Origin of the sequence: Kitasatospora sp. NPDC058063 (assembly GCF_042885395.1) — a bacterium.
GTDB classification, from domain to species: Bacteria; Actinomycetota; Actinomycetes; order Streptomycetales; family Streptomycetaceae; genus Kitasatospora; species Kitasatospora lactacystinica.
Genome location: NZ_JBHVSD010000006.1, coordinates 394,947 through 412,057 on the forward strand (window position 1 = coordinate 394,947; position 17,111 = coordinate 412,057).

A 17,111-nucleotide genomic window follows, 5' to 3' on the forward strand; every position below is an offset into this window, starting at 1 on the left:
TTCCGGGGCCTTGGGGCGTTCCGGTGGCACTTTGCGGGGGGCTGCCCTCCCCCCCCCCGGGGGTTTGTGGATTTTCCCGGGCGCGCGCGGGGCGGGGCCCGGAGCGCGCCGGAACGTTTCTGCTGACTCTTCGCCGCTCCTCCTCCCACCACCCCCTTCTACTTTCCATGCCCCCACGTGATTGGTGGGAGGAGGAGAGCGCGGGGGTCAGGTGGGCGGGGCTCGGGGGCTGCCCGGGGTCTGCTCGGGATGGGCGTGGGGTGCGGGGCCGTGCCCGTGAGCGCCGCCGGTCCCGGCGTGCGCGCCGGGGCGGCGGGCCGCATGAGCGGGCCGGGGGTGGACGGCGACGCCGAGGGTGGCCGGGGAGTCGCCCGTCACCGCGATGTCCCCTTCCCGGTCGGTGCGCAGCACGGTGGCGCCGAGTGCGCGCAGGTGGTCGACCGTCCTCGGGGACGGGTGACCGTACGGGTTGCCCTCGCCGCAGGAGACTAGGGCCAGCCGGGGCCGCAGGGCACCCGCCAAGTCCCAGTCCTGGTGGGCCGATCCGTGATGCGCCACCTTCACGACATCGGCCTTCCCCATCCGGCCCAGCAGTGCCGACTGGGCCTGCGGTTCGAGATCGCCGAGCAGTGCCATCCGTAGTCCTCCTGTCAGTGCCACCATCAAGGCGACGCTTGCGTTGTTCGGGCCCGGCGCCTCGACCGCCGAGCCGGGGACGGGCCACACCACGTCCCAGGCCAACCCGGCGCCGGCCGACCGCCGTTCACCTCGACCGGCTCTCAGCAGCGGGAGGCCCGCGCCTGCCGCCCAGCCCGCCACCCGGGCGGCCTCGCCCGGTGGATCGTCCAAGGTGGTGCCCTCGACCGCGCCGACCCTTCGGCCCCGCAGTACCCCCGGCACGCCCTCGACGTGGTCGGCGTGGAAGTGCGTCAGCAGCAGTAAGGGAATCGTCGTGATGCCGAGGTCGCGCAGGCACCTGTCCGCGGCGTTCGGATCCGGCCCGGCGTCGATCACCACCGCGCTGTCCGGCGCCCCCGCCGCCAGGGCCAGCATGTCTCCCTGTCCGACGTCGCACATCACCAGCCGCCACCCCGGTGGCGGCCAGCCGGTGGCGATCCGGGTGAGCTGCGGCGGGCGGAGCAGCACGGCCAGCAGGACCGCCGTCAGCGCCCCCGTCACCAGGGCCCGCGCCCAGCGCCGCCGCCCGTACGCCGGCAGCGGGCTGCCGGGCTGCGCCCGTCGGGGCAGCAGGAGCGGCGCCGCCCAGCAGCCGGCCAGGACGGCCAGCGCGACCGTCGCCGTCCCGAACCACCCTCCCGGCCAGTCCAGTTGGCCGCCCGGAAGCTCGGCACCCCGGCGTGCCACGAAGGAGAGCCAGCCGGCCGGCACTCCGGCCGGTTCCGCGAGCAGACGGGCCAGGTCCGGCAGGAGCGGCTGCAGGGCGAGCACCCCGAAGCCGAGCAGCGTCGCCGGGGCCACCGCCGGCTCGGCCAGCAGGTTGCAGGGGATGCCGACCAGGCTGATGTGCCCGGACAGCACCACCGTCACCGGCGCGCACAGGGCCTGGGCGGCCGCCGTGGCCGCGAGCGCGCCTGCCAGGTGGTACGGCCAGCGGCGGGCCCGCAGGGCCTCGGCCCAGTGCGGTCCGAGGACGAGCAGCCCGGCGGTGGCGAGCACCGACAGCAGGAAGCCGAACGAGCGTGCCAGGAACGAATCCAGCAGGACCAGCGCCAGGACCGCCCCGGCGAGCGCGGGCACCGCCTTGCGGGGACGGCCGGCGGCCAGGGCCAGCATGCCGATCAGCCCCGTCCCGGCGGCCCGCAGCACGCTGGGCTCGGGCCGGCAGACGGTGACGAAGGCCAGGGTCAGCGCGGTGCCGAGCAGCGCACCGGTGCGCAGTGACAGCCCCAGCAGCGCGGCCAGCCCGTGCCGTTCCGGGGTGCCGGCCTGCCCGGGCGCGCCCAGCAGCGCACCGAGGACGATCGCCAGGTTGGCCCCGCTGACCGCCACCAGGTGGACCAGGTCGGTGGCCCGGAAGGCGTCGTCGAGGTCGTCGGGCAGCCGCGAGGTGTCGCCGACCACCAGCCCCGGGAGCAGCCCGCGCGCGTCCGCCGGAAGTCCGTCGGTGGCCGTGCGCAGGCCTTCGCGCAGCCGGCCGGCGATCCGCTGGGGCAGGCTCGGCGGTGCCAGCTGCCGGGGCTGCCCGTGGACGACCAGCAGCGCGGCCGACTCGGTGTCATGCCCCTCCCCCGCCGGCCGCACCTCGGCCTCCGCCGCCAGCCGCTGGGACGGGAGCAGCCGCTGCCAGGGCTCGATCCGCGCCCCTCGGACCATGACAGTCACCGGCGTCCGCGTGCGGGTGCTCCGCCCGTCCGGGAGCGTGGTGACGCGATCGGCCACCGCCTCGACGGTGAGGAGCGTCTGCCCGGCAGCGGGGCCGCCCCGGGAGGTGTGGGCCTTCGGGTCCCCCGTGATCGTCAGCTCCACCTCCACCACCGGGGACGGCGTTCCCGGCTCGGCGGCCACGGACGCGCGGGCGAGCTCCGGCAGCGGCCCCCGGTGGAGGTCGGAGGTGTGCAGCGGGGTGGCGATCGCGGCCGCCGCGCCGGTGAGCAGGACGGCGGCCAGCGTCGCCGAGGACCCGCGCCGGCGCAGGACCCCCGGCCGGGTGAGCAGCAGGACGGCCGCGAGCACGGCCAGACCGGCCGCGGTGAGGGCGAGGGCCTCGTACCCCGGTTCCAGGCCAAGGAGCGCCGCCGTGACCGTCCAGGCCGAGACGGCGGGCAGCAGCAGCCGGAAGTCGGCGCCCGCGGAGCGGGGCGCAGCGGCCGGACCGGCCGGCGTGGTGACGGCGGACATGGCGGTACCTCCCTTCGGTGGCCGGGAAAGCGGGCGGGGTCGACGGCAGTGGCGGCGTCAGAGGGTGAGGAGCGGGCGGAGTTCCGCGTACGTGCGGGCGCCGATGCCGCTGACCTGCCGGAGTTGGTCGAGGGAGCGGAAGGAGCCGTGCGAGGTGCGGTAGGCGAGGATGCGCTGGGCGAGGGTGGGGCCGACGCCGGGAAGGGTGTCGAGCTGTTCGAGCGTGGCGCGGTTGAGGCTGACGGGTGGTCGGGGCGCGGCGGGGCCCGGAGGTCCGCTCCCGCTGCTGACGACGGCCGGAGCGGGGGCGGACCCCGGTTCGCCGACCAGGATCTGTTCACCGTCCGTCAGGACGCGGGCCAGGTTGAGGCTCCTGGTGTCCGTCTCCGGCAGCGGCCCGCCTGCCGCCCGCAGGGCGTCGGCCACCCGGGAGCCGACGGGCAGGGTGTGCAGGCCGGGGAGGTGGACCCGCCCGCCGATGTCCACCACGACCTCCGCCCCCGCACCGGCGGAAGGCCCGGCCCTGGGGTCGACGGCGGAGGCGTCGGCGGGAGCGGGCGGCTCGGCCCCCGCCGGTGCCGCGACGGCCGCCGACGCGGGCACGGCGACCGTCTCCGGCCGGGCCAGCCAGAAGTGCTGTACGGCGTAGCCGACCGCGAACAGCAGCAGGATGGCCAGCCCGGCCACCGCGCGCCGGTCGAGCGCCAACGCCGAGCCGAGCGGGGGGAACGAGGCGAACGAGGGGACGCGCGGACGTGCCCCGGCCTCCGGTGGATCCACAGCGGCCCGCGGATCCACAGCATCACCCGGATCCGGTGCGGCAACCGCGTCCGGCGTTGCCGGCACCGCCGTCGACACCGCCGCCTGCGACGGCAACGACGGGCCGCCGACAGCCGCCGCCCGGCCCCTTGTCGGCGATGCGGCCGACCCCGGGAAGCCCCCGCCGACGCCGCCCTCCGGCTCGTCACCCGCCGGCTCGCCACCCGCCGGCAGCAGCGCGGCCATCCGCAGCCGTACCGTCTCGTTGATCGCATGGCGCTTCGCCGCGCCCAGGCCCATGGTCGTCATGCCGAGGACGGTAGAAGTCCTCCGGCGAGCGCGCGGAAATCGGCCAAACCCTGTGGACAACCCGGGGGTTGTGGATAAAAAGTGTCACTCGCAGGAGTGAGCAGGACTGTCCGAAATTGACCAGCCGGCCGGGCAGCCAGCCGGACCGCCCCACACCGGCAACCACCCGCACCACTCAGCGCGGCGCGACCACCACCGCCAGCAGCCCCGGCCCGACGTGCGCGCCGATCACCGCCCCCACCTCGCCCACGTACAGCTCCCGCAGCCCCGGCACCCGGGCCCGCAGCCGCTCCGCGAGCGGTTCGGCCCGGTCCTCGGCCGCCAGGTGGTGCACGGTGATGTCGACCTCCTGCTCCCCCGACCGCTCGACCGCGATCTCCTCCAGCCGCGCGATCGCCCGCGACGCCGTCCGCACCTTCTCCAGCGGCTCGATCCGCCCGCCGTCCAGGTGCAGCAGCGGCTTGACCGCCAGGGCCGAGCCGAGCAGCGCGCGCGCCGCTCCGATCCGGCCGCCGCGCCGCAGGTGCTCCAGGGTGTCGACGTAGAAGAACCCGCTGGTCCGGGCCGCCCGCCGCTCGGCCGCCTCGGCCGCCTCCGCCAGGCCCTGCCCGGCCGCGATGGCCTCGGCCGCCGACAGCACCCCGTACCCGAGCGCCATCCCGACCAGCCGGCTGTCCACCACCCGCACCGGTACGGGCGCCTCGGCGGCGGCCAGCCGGGCGGCCTCGACGGTGCCGGACAGTTCGCCGGAGATGTGCACCGAGACGATCCCCTTCGCCCCGGCCTCGGCGGCCGCCCGGTAGGTGGCGGCGAAGGTCTCCGGGTTCGGCCGGGAGGTGGTCACCCGCTGTTTGCCGCGCAGCGCCTCGGCGACGTCCTTCGGGGAGATCTCGACGCCCTCGCTCAGGACCGAGTCACCGACCGCGACGCTCAGCGGGACCACCGTGATCCCGTGCCGGTCGAGGGTCTCCTGCGGCAGATAGGCCGTGGAATCGGTGACAAGCGCGAGGTCGGAGGGCATGAGCCGGAGGTTACTCCCCGCCGGTCCGGGAGGACAGCGCCCGGTCCGGGCACCGGCCGAAGGCCTCGCGCCGCCCCGCCGGCTCAGCCCGCCGAGGGCCCCGTCGAGGGTCCGGCCGAGGGCTTGCGCAGCCGCTGCGCCAGCTTGGCCAGCGGATCGGCGAGCCCGAGCAGCTCCTCGGCACTCGCGCGCCCCTTCCCGTCGGTCAGCCGGGCCCGAGCCGTACTTCCGGCCGCGCCGCCGGAACTGCCGGAACCGGCGGAACCCGAAGCACCCGAAGCACCCGAAGCCTTGACGGAGGAAGCACCCCCCGCGGTGTCCCAGTGCCGCAGCGCCCCCGCCTCGCTCTCGCACTCCTGGCTCAGCCGGCTCAGCTCGTCGTCCGCGAACCGCTGCATCCGGTCCTGCGCCGCCCAGCGCATGGTCTCCGCCGAGTGCGTGATCCGCTCGGCCCGCTCGCGCAGCTCGGGCAGCTTGGCGGCGATCCGCACGGTCTCCGGCTCGCGCTCCAGCATCCGCAGCTCGCCGTCGAGCTCGGCGGCGTGCTCGTCGAGCCGCTTCAGCAGGGCGAGCGACTCGCCGAGCTGGCCGTCCTGCGTGAGGCCGCTCTCCAGCACCTGCCGGGTGCCGTCGAGCGAGGTCCGCAGGCGGAGCCGGACGGAGGCGATCTGTGCGGACGGGCCGACCTTGGTGTACGTCTTCGCCTTGAGGGTGGCGGTCTCCACGGCCCGGCGGGCGTTGGCCTCGTGCTTCTCGATCTTCGCGCCGACGGCCTTGGCGGCCTTGACCGTGCCGACCACGGCCAGCACCATCACCGCGACCCCGAAGAGCAGGACCAGGCCGATCATCACGCCGAACACGTCCATCGCGCGCCACCTTCCGCCGTCGTTCCGGCCCCCACCGGGCCCAACGCGGGCCGCAATTGCCGAGGGTTCCACGGTAGCCGCCGGAAGCCGTCCGGGGGCAGCCCGAGCGGCCCCCGCGGACGGAGATCAGGGTCAGATCCGGGATCTCCCCGAGGGTCCCGACCGCCCCGGAAACCCCGCGAGAACCCTCCGGCCCCTCCGCGAACCGCCGGGCGGAAACCGCCGGCCCCTCCGCAAAACGCCGGGTGGGAGACCCCTCCGGCCCCCACCTCCCGCAAAACGCCGGGCGGGCGCCCCGAAAGACGCCCGCCCGACCGCTCCGCGCTCGCTGCCTCGACAGCCGCACACAGCCACGCACAGCCGCACTCGATCAAGCACAGCGGCGCTCGATCCAGCTCAGCCGCAGCACTCAGCCGGTGACGATGTTCACCAGCTTCGGCGCCCGCGCGATCACCTTCCGCACCTCGGCCCCGCCGATCGCCGCGACGACCGCCGGCTCCGCCAGCGCCAGCGCCTCCAGCTCGGCGTCCGAGATGCCCGGCGCGACCTCCAGCCGCGCCTTGACCTTGCCCTTGATCTGGACCACGCAGGTCACCGTCTCGTCCACCACGTACGCCGGGTCGGCGACCGGGTAGTCGGTGTGCGCCAGCGAGTCGCCGTGGCCCAGTCGGCGCCACAGCTCCTCGGCGATGTGCGGGGCCAGCGGGGCGACCATCAGCACCAGCTGCTCGGCCACCGCCCGCGGCGTGGAGCCACGCTTGACCAGGTAGTTGTTCAGCTCGATGGCCTTGGCGACGGCCGTGTTGAAGCGCAGCCCGGCCATGTCGCCGCGAATGCCGTCGATCGCCTTGTGCAGGGCGCGCAGCGTCGCCTCGTCGGGCGCGTCGTCGGTGACGACCAGCTCGCCGGTGGTCTCCGAGACGACGTTGCGCCACAGGCGCTGCAGGAAGCGGTACGAGCCGACGACGGCGCGGGTGTCCCACGGGCGGGAGACGTCCAGCGGGCCCATCGACATCTCGTACAGGCGCAGCGTGTCGGCCCCGTACTCGTCGGCGATGTCGTCCGGCGCGACGGCGTTCTTCAGGGACTTGCCCATCTTCCCGGCCTCGCGCTTGACCGGCTCGCCCTGCCAGAAGTACTGGCCGTCGCGCTCCTCGATCTCGGCGGCGGGCACCGGGAAGCCGCGCTCGTCGCGGTAGACGTCGGCGGTGATCATGCCCTGGTTGAACAGCTTGTGGAACGGCTCGACGGACGAGACGTGGCCCAGGTCGTGCAGCACCTTGTGCCAGAAGCGCGCGTACAGCAGGTGCAGCACGGCGTGCTCGGCGCCGCCGACGTACAGGTCGGCGCCACCGGCCGGCTTGGTCTCCGTCGGGCCCAGCCAGTACTTCTCGTTGGCCGGGTCGACGACCGCCGAGGAGTTCGACGGGTCGACGTAGCGCAGCTCGTACCAGCAGGAACCGGCCCAGTTGGGCATGGTGTTGGTCTCGCGGCGGTACTTCCGGACGCCGTCGCCCAGGTCCAGTTCGACGTTGACCCAGGCCTCGTTGCGCGACAGCGGGGTCTCCGGCGAGGAGGCGGCGTCGTACGCGTCGTAAGTTCGCGGCGAGTAGTCGTCGACCTCGGGGACCTCGACCGGCAGCATCGACTCGGGCAGCGCGTGCATGACGCCGTCCTCGTCGTAGACGATCGGGAAGGGCTCGCCCCAGTACCGCTGGCGGCTGAACAGCCAGTCGCGCAGGCGGTAGTTGACGGTGCCCTCGCCGATGCCGCGCTCGGCCAGCCAGGCGGTGACGGCGGCCTTGGCGTCGACGACGCTCAGCCCGTTCAGCGACAGGTCACCTTCGGAGCGGGCGGAGTTGACGATGACGGAGTCGTAGGTGTCGAACGCGTCGTCCCACTCGGCGGGGTCGGAGCCGCGCCCGTCGGTCGGCTCGACGACGCAGCGCATCGGCAGCGCGAAGGCGCGGGCGAAGGCGAAGTCGCGGTGGTCGTGGGCGGGGACGGCCATGATGGCGCCGGTGCCGTAGCCCATCAGCACGTAGTCGGCGATGAACACCGGTACGGACTCGCCGCTGACCGGGTTGACGGCGTAGGCGCCGGTGAAGACGCCGGTCTTGACCTTGGCCTCGACCTGGCGCTCGACGTCCGACTTGGCGGCGGCCGTGGCGCGGTAGGCGGCGACGGCCTCGGCGGGGGTGGCGGCGCCGCCGGTCCACTCGGCGGGCACGCCCTCGGGCCAGGCGGCGGGGACGATCGAGTCGACCAGGCCGTGCTCGGGGGCCAGCACCATGTAGGTGGCGCCGAACAGGGTGTCGGGCCGGGTGGTGAAGACGGTGATCTTCCCGCCGTCGACGGCGAAGTCGACCCGGGCGCCCTCGGAGCGCCCGATCCAGTTGCGCTGCTGCAGCTTGATGGCCTCGGGCCAGTCCAGCAGGTCCAGGTCCTCGATCAGCCGGTCCGAGTACGCGGTGATGCGCATCATCCACTGGCGCAGGTTGGACTTGAACACCGGGAAGTTGCCGCGCTCGGAGCGGCCGTCCGCGGTGACCTCTTCGTTGGCCAGCACGGTGCCCAGGCCCGGGCACCAGTTGACCGGCACCTCCTTGGCGTAGGCCAGGCGGTACTCGCTCAGCACCTCGTCGCGCTCGGCGACGGACAGCTCGGCCCAGGCGCGCCCGCCCGGCAGCTCGCGCGCGCCGGACTCGAACCGGGCGACCAGCTCGGCGATCGGACGGGCCTTGCGGGCGTCCGCGTCGTACCAGGAGTTGAAGATCTGCAGGAAGATCCACTGGGTCCAGCGGTAGTACTCCGGGTCGATCGTGGAGATCGAGCGGCGCGGGTCGTGGCCCAGGCCCAGCCGGCGCAGCTGCTGGCGCATGTTGGCGATGTTGGCCTCGGTGGAGACCCGCGGGTGGGTGCCGGTCTGCACGGCGTACTGCTCGGCGGGCAGGCCGAAGGCGTCGTAGCCCAGCGTGTGCAGCACGTTGTGGCCGGTCATCCGCTGGTAGCGGGCGAAGACGTCGGTGGCGATGTAGCCCAGCGGGTGGCCGACGTGCAGGCCCGCGCCCGAGGGGTACGGGAACATGTCCATGATGAAGCTGTGCGGCTTCGCGGTGACGTCGCCGGCCGCCGGGTCCGCCAGCGCACCGGTGGGGTTGGGGGCGTGGAAGGTGCCCTCCTTCTCCCAGATGTCCTGCCAGCGGGACTCGATCTCGGCCGCCAGCGCGGCGCTGTACCGGAACGGCTCGGTCACGGTCTCGGCCGCGCCGGACGCAGGGGTCGTCTCGCTCATGGTCCTTCAAGCTCCATCGATGTCGGTTGGCGAACCGCACAGGCGGCCGGCCCGTGTACCCGGCCCGGGACGGGGTCGGGGGCGGAAAACAAAAAATCCCCTCGCAGGAGGGGACGCCACGCCGACTCCGGCACCGCCCGAGGGCTCAGCCGGTCCTGGTCAGCGCGGCCGGCTAAGGAGCAGGCGCACGGTTCGCATGGGCTCAGGGTACCGCAAGCGGGTCGGCGGGCTGCGGGGTGCACATGCCTGCGTGCGGGGCCGCACGCAGGCATGCGGGGCCGCACAGGACGGGACGGCGCGCGGGGCCGTGCGGGACCGGCGCGCAAGGCCGTACGGGACGGGGCCGGAGGGCACATCCAGGCCCGGACCGCACCGGACCGTGCCGGACCGGGCCGCAGAGCCGCAGGACCCTACCGCGCCGCCGCCCGCCCCGCCGCGTCGAACTCCCGCAGCGCCTTCGCCAGCCGCTCGGACTGCATCCCCGCCGCGAGCGAGCGCGCCAGCGCGGCGGTGCGGGCCGCCTCCCGCTGGTCGCCGAGCCTGCGGTGGGCCTCGGCGAGGCGCACCATGAGCAGCGCCTTGGAGCGGGCCCGTCCCGGCCCGAGCCCGGCCACGGCCTCGGCGAGCAGCACCTTCGCCATCCGGTACCCGCCGAGCGCCAGCCGTCCCTCCCCCACCATCCCGGCGACGCCGGCCCGGGTCTCCTCGGCGCCGGGCAGGCCGTCGAGTTCGGCGAAGGCCCGGGCGGCGGCCGCCTCGGCCAGCTCGGCCTCGCCCCGGCGGCCGTACGCGCGGGCGAGCCGGCCGTACTGGCGGGCCCGGGCGGTGGGGCCGAGCGCGGCTCCGTGGGTTTCCAGGGCGGTCGCGAGCGCGGAGACGGCGTCCAGTCCGCGCCCGCCGGGGCCCTGGGTGGCGAGGACGACCAGCGCGCCGAGCACCGCGACCCCGAGCCGGGGGTCGCCGCCGACGTGGGCGGCGCGCAGCGCGGCGACGAAGGCGCGCTGGGCGGCCGCGTCGTGGCCGAGGTCGTACGCGGCCCAGCCGGCCAGCCGGGCGAGTCTGCTGGCCGTGCCGTACAGCTCGCGGCCGAGCCGTTCGTCGTACGCGCCGAGTTCCAGCAGCTTTGCCAGCATGGCGAGTTCGGCCCGGACGGGGCCGAGGACGAGGCCGCCCCCGCAGGCCCGTTCGAGCTTCTGCTTGCTGCGGTAGGACAGGCCGAGCTCGCCGACCAGCCCGGGTTCGACGCGCAGCGCGCCCTCGCCGCCGCCGACGGGCGGCGGCGGGGAGTCGAGGCGGGCGGCGGCCTGGTCGAGGTCGGCGCTGCGGAACAGGTCGGTGAGGCGGACCGGTCCGGCGTCGGTGGCGGCCTCGCGCAGCGCGGTCTGGGCGGTGTCGGCGGTCCACGGGTCGGTGAGCAGCCGGGGCGAGAGGATCTTGGCGCCGCGGTGGCCGCCCATCCGGCCCCAGAGCTGCTCGTAGGTGACGGCGATGCCGAGGGTCCGGCTGAGCACCTCGCAGACCGCCTGGTCGTGCGGGCTGCGCGGCACCATGCCGCGGTCGCGCCACTTGTACGGGGCGGTGGAGCTGATGGCGAGGCCCGGTGGCAGGGCGAGGCTCACCTCGCGGGCGAGCCGTTCCGGACTCCAGCCGAGCTGGTGGAGTATCCGGGCCAGTTCCTCGTTCCGCCTTCGCTCCAGATCGGCCATGGCACGACGGTAGCGGGATTCCGGCCGCCGCGACCGGTGGCGCGGGCAGAACGGCGAAGAGCCGCCTCCCGTTTCCGGGAGGCGGCTCTCGACTGCTGTGGAGCTATGGGGAATTGAACCCCAGACCTCTTGCATGCCATGCAAGCGCTCTACCAACTGAGCTATAGCCCCTTGACCTGCGATGTCACCGTGGTTCCCGGTTGTTTCCGGCCGTTTCCCTCGGCGACATCGACTACTTTACACGGTCCTGGGCGTGCTCCTGAAATCCGTTTCCCGAGGTCCGCACCACGCGCCCCGGGAGCCCCGTCCGCGGAGTCCGGGGATCCCTCTTTCCGCGCCCCGGGCGTGCGTCTCCCGCCCGGGGTTCACGCCAACCGCGCACGCCCCCCGCTACCGCGCCGCCCGCCGGCCGCGCACCGCGAAGCCCGCGGCCACCAGCACCGCCGCGGCGTCGACCAGCAGCGTGGTCCGCAACGCCGCCCCCGACTCGGCGGCCGGCGCCGGCAGGTCGACCTGTCCGAGGAACACCGAGCCCAGCACCGCGACGCCGATCACCTGGCCGAGCTGGATGACCGTCACCAGCACCCCGCTGGCGTCGGCCGCGTCCTCGGGCGCCACCCCCGCGAGCGCCCGGGCGACCAGCGGCGCGTACGCGCAGCCGGCGGCCAGGCCGAGCACGGCCATCTCCACCAGCGGCCCGGCGCCGATCTCCGCCCCGCCGCCGAGCAGCAGCCCGAGCAGCAGGTAGCCGCCGCCGAGCAGCACCCCGGCGAGCGCCGGCAGGATCCGGTGCAGCCGGCCGGGCAGCCGGTGCCAGTGCATGCTGGACACGCCGAACCCGACGGCGACGGGCGCCGAGCAGAGCCCGGCCTTCAGGGCGGTGTGGCCGAGCCCGGCCTGCTGGTGCAGGGCGAAGGCGAACATGAAGCCCGCGAAGGCCGCCATGATCGCGAACAGTCCGGCGGCCGCGGGGCGCAGCCCCGGCGCGCCCAGCACCCGCCCGGAGATCAGCGGCTGTCCGCCGCGCCGGGCGATCCTGCGCTCGACGGCCACGAACAGGCCGAACAGCAGCACGCCGGCCGCGATCATCGCCCAGCCCCAGACGGGCCAGCCCAGCTCGTGGCCGAGGACGAGCGGGACCACCAGCAGGCCGAGGGACGCACCGAGCACCACCAGGCCGGGGAGGTCGAAGCCCCGGGTGGCGTCGCCGGGCAGCCGGGGCAGCAGCCGGGCGCCGGCCGCGAGCAGCACCACGCCGATCGGCACGTTGACCAGGAACACCGGCCGCCAGCCGCTGCCGAACAGGTCGGCGCTGACCAGGACGCCGCCGAGCACCTGGCCGAGCGCCATGCCGCCGGCCAGCACCGCCGCGTAGAGGCCGAGCGCCCGGACCCGGGCGGCGCCGGTGAAGGTGCGCTGCACCAGGCTCATCACCTGGGGCACCATCAGGGCCGAGCCGGCCCCCTGGAGCAGCCGGAAGGCGATCAGCCAGCCGGTGGCCGGGGCGAGGCCGCAGGCCAGCGAGGCGGCGGTGAAGGCGGCCAGGCCGAGCTGGAAGAGCCGGCTGTAGCCGTACCGGGCACCGAGCCGGGCGCCGGTGATGAGCAGGACGGCGTAGGCGATGGTGTAGCCGGCGATGACCAGCTGGAGGGCGGCTCCGGAGGCGCCCAGGTCGGTTCTGATGGTGGGGACCGCGACGTTGACGATGGAGACGTCGAGCACGGACATGAACTGCCCGCACAGGACGAGTGCGAGGAGCAGCCCTGGCCGTACCGCCGGGGCGCCGGTGGTGTCCGCGGCCGCGCGGGGCCGGGTCTGAAGGTCCGTCATGGCAGCCAGCCTGGCCCCGTACCGGTACTGGTGGTTAGAGCCTGCCGATCCTGGTACCGGCAGCACCTGTATCGGCGGCCCGGGCTGCGGCACCATGGGGCCATGACCGTCCTGGAGGAACTGCCCGCCGCGGCCGGCGGGCGCGATCGCCGCCGTACCGAACTGGCCCGCTTCCTGAAGGCCTGCCGGGCGCGGGTCACCCCCGAGGACGTGGGGCTGCCGCCGGGGCTGCGCCGCCGCACTCCGGGGCTGCGGCGCGAGGAGGTCGCGCAGCTCGCCGGGGTCGGGGTCACCTGGTACACGTGGCTCGAACAGGGCAGGCCGATCAACGCGAGCGAGCAGGTGCTGCTGGCGGTGGCCCGGGCGCTGCGGCTGGACGGCACCGAGCACGACCACCTGTTCCGGCTGGCCGGGGTGTCCGCCTCGGCGCGGGCGCTGCCGTCGGTGCCGGAGCTGTCGCCGTCGATCCAGGTGATCCTGGACTCGCTGGCCCCGCTGCCGGCGGCGGTCTCCAACACCCGGTTCGACGTGCTGGGCTTCAACGGCCCGTACCGCGCGATGTTCGGCACCGACCGGATGCGCCCGTCGTGCGGGGTGGTGTTCAACAGCCTCTGGTGCATGCTGACCGCCCCGCCGTGCTGCAACCCGTGCGAGAACCGGGAGGAGACCCTGCCGCGGATGGTGGCGGTGCTGCGCTCGGCGTACGGCAAGCACGTGGGCGAGCCGGCCTGGGAGGCGCACGTGCAGCGGATGTCGGCGCGCAGCGAGCTGTTCCGGGAGCTGTGGGACCGCCAGGAGGTCGCGCCGCCGGAGCCCTGGCTGCGAGTGTTCCGCCACCCGGCGGTCGGGGTGCTGCGGCTGAACGCCACCTATCTGACGATGCCGGGCGTGCCCGAGTGCTACATCGTGGTGTACCTGCCGGCCGGCCCGGAGGACCGGGAGCGGGTGGAGCGGCTCGACTCGCTGCCGCCGGGCGGCTGGAGCCACACCTGCGAAGCCTGAGGCCGGCCGGGCCCGGAACGCCGAAAGGCCGCCACCCCTTGGGTGACGGCCTTCCGAACTGCTGTGGAGCTATGGGGAATTGAACCCCAGACCTCTTGCATGCCATGCAAGCGCTCTACCAACTGAGCTATAGCCCCGCGACACGGACGACCCTGGCTGACCACGACCGCCGATGCGGAGTGGAGCTATGGGGAATTGAACCCCAGACCTCTTGCATGCCATGCAAGCGCTCTACCAACTGAGCTATAGCCCCGCACTCACCGGATCTCCCGCTTCCCTTCCGGGCCGCGTTCCTTCCCTGCGAACGAGGAAGACTCTAGCTGGTCAGGGCCGGAACTGCGAAATCCGCTCCCTCCGGACCCCGGCCGAGGGCCCCGAGAGGCCCCCGGCCCCCGGTGCCGCCCGCACCGGTACCGCTCAGGTGTCGTCGCCGATGACCGGCTGCGGGAGCGTGCCCGCGTTGTGCTCCAGCAGGCGCCAGCCGCGCGTGCCCAGGCCGAGCACCGACCAGCAGCAGTTGGACAGTCCGCCGAAGCGCTCCCACCGGGAGGGCTCCAGGTCGAGCAGCCGCCCGAGCATGGTGCGGATCGTCCCGCCGTGGCTGACCACGACCAGCGTGCCGTTCTCCGGGAGCTTGCCGACGGCCTCCAGGACCACCGGCACCGAGCGGTCGGCGACCTCGGTGGCCAGCTCGCCGCCGCCCCCGCGCCGCACCGGCTCGCCGGCCGCCCAGGCCTCGTACTCCTCCGGGAAGCGCTCGCGGATCTCGGCGTTGGTCAGGCCCTGCCAGGAGCCCGCGAAGGTCTCCCGCAGGCCCTCGTGGTGCTGCACGTCCAGCCCGGTGACCGCGGCCAGCTCCGCGGCGGTGCGCCGGGCCCGCTCGAGGTCCGAGGAGATCAGCAGGTCGGGACGGAGCCCGGAGAGCAGCCGGGCCGCCCGCTGGGCCTGCAGGACGCCCTGGCCGGTCAGCTCGATGTCCGTGGTGCCCTGGAAACGCGATTCGAGGTTCCAGGAGGTCTGGCCGTGCCGCCAGAAGACGATGCGCGGGCCGCGCGCGCCGCGGCTCAGTGCAGATCCTCGGGCTTGCCGAAGTCGTCGGCGGGCGCGACGGCGTTGCCGGCCTCGTCGATGTGGGCGTCCGGGCGGTTGCGCGAGGCCACGGCGTCCTCGGGCAGCGGCAGCTCGGGGCAGTCCTTCCAGAGGCGGTCCAGCGAGTAGAAGGAGCGCTCCTCGGAGTGCTGGACGTGCACGACGATGTCCAGGTAGTCGAGCAGGATCCAGCGGCCCTCGCGCTCGCCCTCGCGGCGCACCGGCTTGATGTCCAGCTGCTCGCGCAGCTGGTCCTCGATCTCCTCGGCGATCGAGCGGACCTGGCGGTCGTTGTTCGCGGAGGCGATCAGGAAGGCGTCGGTGATCGACAGCACCTCACTGACGTCGAAGGCGATGATGTTGTGCGCGAGCTTGTCGGCCGCCGCCTGCGCGGCGACGGTGATGAGCTGCTGGCTGTGGTCGGTGACGGTCACGGTGTTCTTCCGGCTCGGCGGCTTGGGGTGCCCCGGCGCAGGGCCGGGGTCGCCTTCCAGGATCTCACGCCGCCCGGGCGGGCCCGGAACCGTTTTCCGGGCCCGCCCGGGCCACCGCACCTCGACACCCGGACCGCAGGGGCCCGGGCCGCCGCCCTACTGGTTCTTCGGCGGCTGGTAGTCCTTGCCGAGCACGACCAGCAGGTCCGCGTTCTGGGCGTCGCCGGTCACCTTCTTCACCGCCGTGTCCGGCAGCCCGAGGCTGGTCGCCAGCGACTTCGCCGCGCCCTGCCGGGCGTCGTCGGTGTAGCGGATCTCACTGCCCGGCTGCGGGGCCGCCTTGGCGCCGCCCGGGATGAAGGTCAGGCCGGAGTTGACGATCTGGACCTGCGCGGCGGCCGCCGCCGCGTCGTTGCCGGTGGCGTCCTGGAGCGCGACCCGGACCGGGGCGTCGCCGACGGCCGCGGACTTCACGGTGCCGCCCAGCACGTCCTTGACCTGCTTGCCCGCGGTCGCCTCGTCCAGGCTGCCGTCCGGCTTGACGGTCAGCGCGGTGGTGCCGAAGTGGCCGTCCTTCGCCTGCTGGGCGAGCTGGACGAGCACGCCGGCGAGGGCGTCCTCGGGCAGTGAGGGGTCGAGCACCGCGTTCATCCGGTGCACGTCGTCCTTGGCGTCCTTGAACTCGGTCGGCATGGTGCGCACCACCGCGTCCAGAACCTGCCCGAACCGGGCCAGCTGGGCGTCCCGGTTCTCGCCGGGCGCCTGCCAGGTCGCGTACGCGACCGCGGCCTTCCCGCTGAGCATGGTGTTCTTCCCGGCCGCGGACAGCAGCTTGCCGTCCGGCTTGCCGCCCTCGTGGGTCTCGGCGTTGGTGTCCACCCGGACGCCGCCGAGCTGGGAGACCAGCAGTTCCAGGTACGGGGTGTCCAGCCGCCAGGTGCCGGCCACCGGGGCGCCCAGCACGGTGGACAGGCCCTCGCGGGTCGCCGAGGCGCCGATGCCGTCCATCGACTGGCCGACCGTGCTGACCGGCGGGTCCCCCGGGCCGGGCAGCCGCAGGTTGTCGGGCAGCAGCAGCACCGTGCCCTTCTTCCCGGAGGCGTCGTTGACCAGCAGCGCGCTGGACACCTTGCCCTGGAGGTCGCGCAGGTGGACGACGTTGACCTGACGCCCGCCGGCGGCGGTGGCCGCGGTCGGCTTGTCGCCGGTCAGGAAGAGGTAGCCGCCGACGCCGCCGGCCGCGAGCGCCACCACCACGCCGAGGCCGATCAGCCGGTTGCGCAGCTTGCGGCGGCGCTCGGCGCGCACCTCGCTGCGGGACTCGGCGAACTTCAGCCAGTCGATGACGTCCTCGGTCTCCTCCGCCTCCTCGTCGACGAAGGTGAACTCGCCCGTGGTGTAACTGTCCTTGGGCGCCTTGCTCCCGGCCTTGCCCGCCTTGCCGGCCTTCCCGGCCCGCGCCCCGGCGACCTGCTCGGACGGCGGCACGGCCTTGGCCGGCACCGCCTCCTCGGCGGGCCGGGGCACCCGCGGACGCGGCGGCGCGGCGGCGGGTGCCGCTGCGGCCGCTGCGGCGGCGGACGGCGCGGCGGCCTCGGCCTGCGACGGCGGCACCGGCGACGGCGCCTGCGGCTCGGCGGCGACCGGGGCGGCGGCCTGGTACGGCTGCTGCTGGTAGCCCTGGTAGCCCTGCTGCTGGTAGCCGTACGGGTCCTGCCCGTACACCGGCTGCCCGTACTGGTCGTACTGCTGGTCGTACTGCTGCTGCTCGTACGACTGCGGCTGCTGCGGCTGCGGCTGCTGCGGGAACTGCCCGTCCTGTCCGCCCTGCTGGTACCCGTCGTACCCCTGGTAGCCCTGCTGCTGGTAGCCGTACGGGTCCTGCCCGTACACCGGCTGCCCGTACTGGTCGTACTGCTGGTCGTACTGCTGCTGCTCGTA

Annotated in this window: 11 protein-coding genes and 3 tRNA genes; 1 reads left to right on the forward strand and 13 read right to left on the reverse strand. The window is 74.5% G+C overall.

Annotated features, from left to right (window positions below):
• Positions 1-207: 207 nt before the first annotated feature.
• The 8 genes from ACFVUY_RS13520 to ACFVUY_RS13555 all read right to left on the reverse strand — a co-directional run bounded on the left by ACFVUY_RS13520 (position 208) and on the right by ACFVUY_RS13555 (position 12,645).
• Positions 208-2,859 (reverse strand): ComEC/Rec2 family competence protein, encoded by a 2,652-nt coding sequence (locus ACFVUY_RS13520; RefSeq protein WP_387729732.1) that lies wholly within the window; start codon positions 2,857-2,859, stop codon positions 208-210.
• 57 nt (positions 2,860-2,916) lie between these two features.
• On the reverse strand, positions 2,917-3,927 hold the full coding sequence (locus ACFVUY_RS13525) for a helix-hairpin-helix domain-containing protein (RefSeq protein WP_387729735.1): 1,011 nt from the start codon (positions 3,925-3,927) through the stop codon (positions 2,917-2,919).
• 175 nt (positions 3,928-4,102) lie between these two features.
• Positions 4,103-4,948 (reverse strand): DegV family protein, encoded by an 846-nt coding sequence (locus ACFVUY_RS13530; RefSeq protein ID WP_387695713.1) that lies wholly within the window; start codon positions 4,946-4,948, stop codon positions 4,103-4,105.
• Between the two features lie 83 nt (positions 4,949-5,031).
• Positions 5,032-5,814: a hypothetical protein gene (locus ACFVUY_RS13535; protein WP_387729738.1), complete on the reverse strand. Its 783-nt coding sequence runs from the start codon at positions 5,812-5,814 to the stop codon at positions 5,032-5,034.
• 409 nt (positions 5,815-6,223) lie between these two features.
• Complete coding sequence (leuS, locus tag ACFVUY_RS13540) at positions 6,224-9,109, reverse strand: leucine--tRNA ligase (RefSeq protein ID WP_387695711.1); 2,886 nt, start codon at positions 9,107-9,109, stop codon at positions 6,224-6,226.
• A 410-nt stretch (positions 9,110-9,519) separates the two neighbouring features.
• Positions 9,520-10,815 (reverse strand): hypothetical protein, encoded by a 1,296-nt coding sequence (locus tag ACFVUY_RS13545; protein ID WP_387729740.1) that lies wholly within the window; start codon positions 10,813-10,815, stop codon positions 9,520-9,522.
• A 98-nt stretch (positions 10,816-10,913) separates the two neighbouring features.
• Positions 10,914-10,986, reverse strand: a tRNA-Ala gene (locus ACFVUY_RS13550).
• Between the two features lie 219 nt (positions 10,987-11,205).
• Entirely contained in the window at positions 11,206-12,645 is a 1,440-nt protein-coding gene (locus tag ACFVUY_RS13555) for an MFS transporter (protein WP_387695708.1), read from the reverse strand.
• Between the two features lie 102 nt (positions 12,646-12,747).
• Between ACFVUY_RS13555 and ACFVUY_RS13560 the strand changes: the two genes are divergently transcribed.
• The gene (locus ACFVUY_RS13560; RefSeq protein WP_387695707.1) at positions 12,748-13,647 is read left to right on the forward strand and encodes a helix-turn-helix transcriptional regulator; all 900 of its coding nucleotides are present in this window, start codon (positions 12,748-12,750) and stop codon (positions 13,645-13,647) included.
• Positions 13,648-13,711: 64 nt separating this feature from the next.
• Here ACFVUY_RS13560 and ACFVUY_RS13565 read toward each other — a convergent pair.
• The 5 genes from ACFVUY_RS13565 to ACFVUY_RS13585 all read right to left on the reverse strand — a co-directional run.
• Positions 13,712-13,784, reverse strand: a tRNA-Ala gene (locus ACFVUY_RS13565).
• Positions 13,785-13,827: 43 nt separating this feature from the next.
• Positions 13,828-13,900, reverse strand: a tRNA-Ala gene (locus tag ACFVUY_RS13570).
• A 164-nt stretch (positions 13,901-14,064) separates the two neighbouring features.
• Positions 14,065-14,715, reverse strand: a complete 651-nt coding sequence (locus ACFVUY_RS13575; protein ID WP_387695716.1) for a histidine phosphatase family protein — start codon at positions 14,713-14,715, stop codon at positions 14,065-14,067.
• A complete protein-coding gene (gene rsfS / locus ACFVUY_RS13580; RefSeq protein ID WP_387695706.1) occupies positions 14,712-15,170 on the reverse strand; it encodes a ribosome silencing factor in 459 nt (152 codons plus the stop codon). The genes ACFVUY_RS13575 and rsfS overlap by 4 nt, the downstream gene beginning before the upstream one ends.
• A 156-nt stretch (positions 15,171-15,326) precedes the next feature.
• On the reverse strand, positions 15,327-17,111 hold a 1,785-nt coding region (locus ACFVUY_RS13585; protein WP_387729743.1), incomplete at its 5' end, for an LCP family protein.

Coding starts and splice junctions, on each gene's coding strand:
- ACFVUY_RS13545 (WP_387729740.1), bottom strand. CDS start 10,815: ATGGCCGATCTGGAGCGAAGGCGGAACGAGGAACTGGCCCGGATACTC.
- ACFVUY_RS13520 (WP_387729732.1), bottom strand. CDS start 2,859: ATGTCCGCCGTCACCACGCCGGCCGGTCCGGCCGCTGCGCCCCGCTCC.
- ACFVUY_RS13535 (WP_387729738.1), bottom strand. CDS start 5,814: ATGGACGTGTTCGGCGTGATGATCGGCCTGGTCCTGCTCTTCGGGGTC.
- leuS (WP_387695711.1), bottom strand. CDS start 9,109: ATGAGCGAGACGACCCCTGCGTCCGGCGCGGCCGAGACCGTGACCGAG.
- ACFVUY_RS13525 (WP_387729735.1), bottom strand. CDS start 3,927: ATGACGACCATGGGCCTGGGCGCGGCGAAGCGCCATGCGATCAACGAG.
- ACFVUY_RS13530 (WP_387695713.1), bottom strand. CDS start 4,948: ATGCCCTCCGACCTCGCGCTTGTCACCGATTCCACGGCCTATCTGCCG.
- ACFVUY_RS13560 (WP_387695707.1), top strand. CDS start 12,748: ATGACCGTCCTGGAGGAACTGCCCGCCGCGGCCGGCGGGCGCGATCGC.
- ACFVUY_RS13555 (WP_387695708.1), bottom strand. CDS start 12,645: ATGACGGACCTTCAGACCCGGCCCCGCGCGGCCGCGGACACCACCGGC.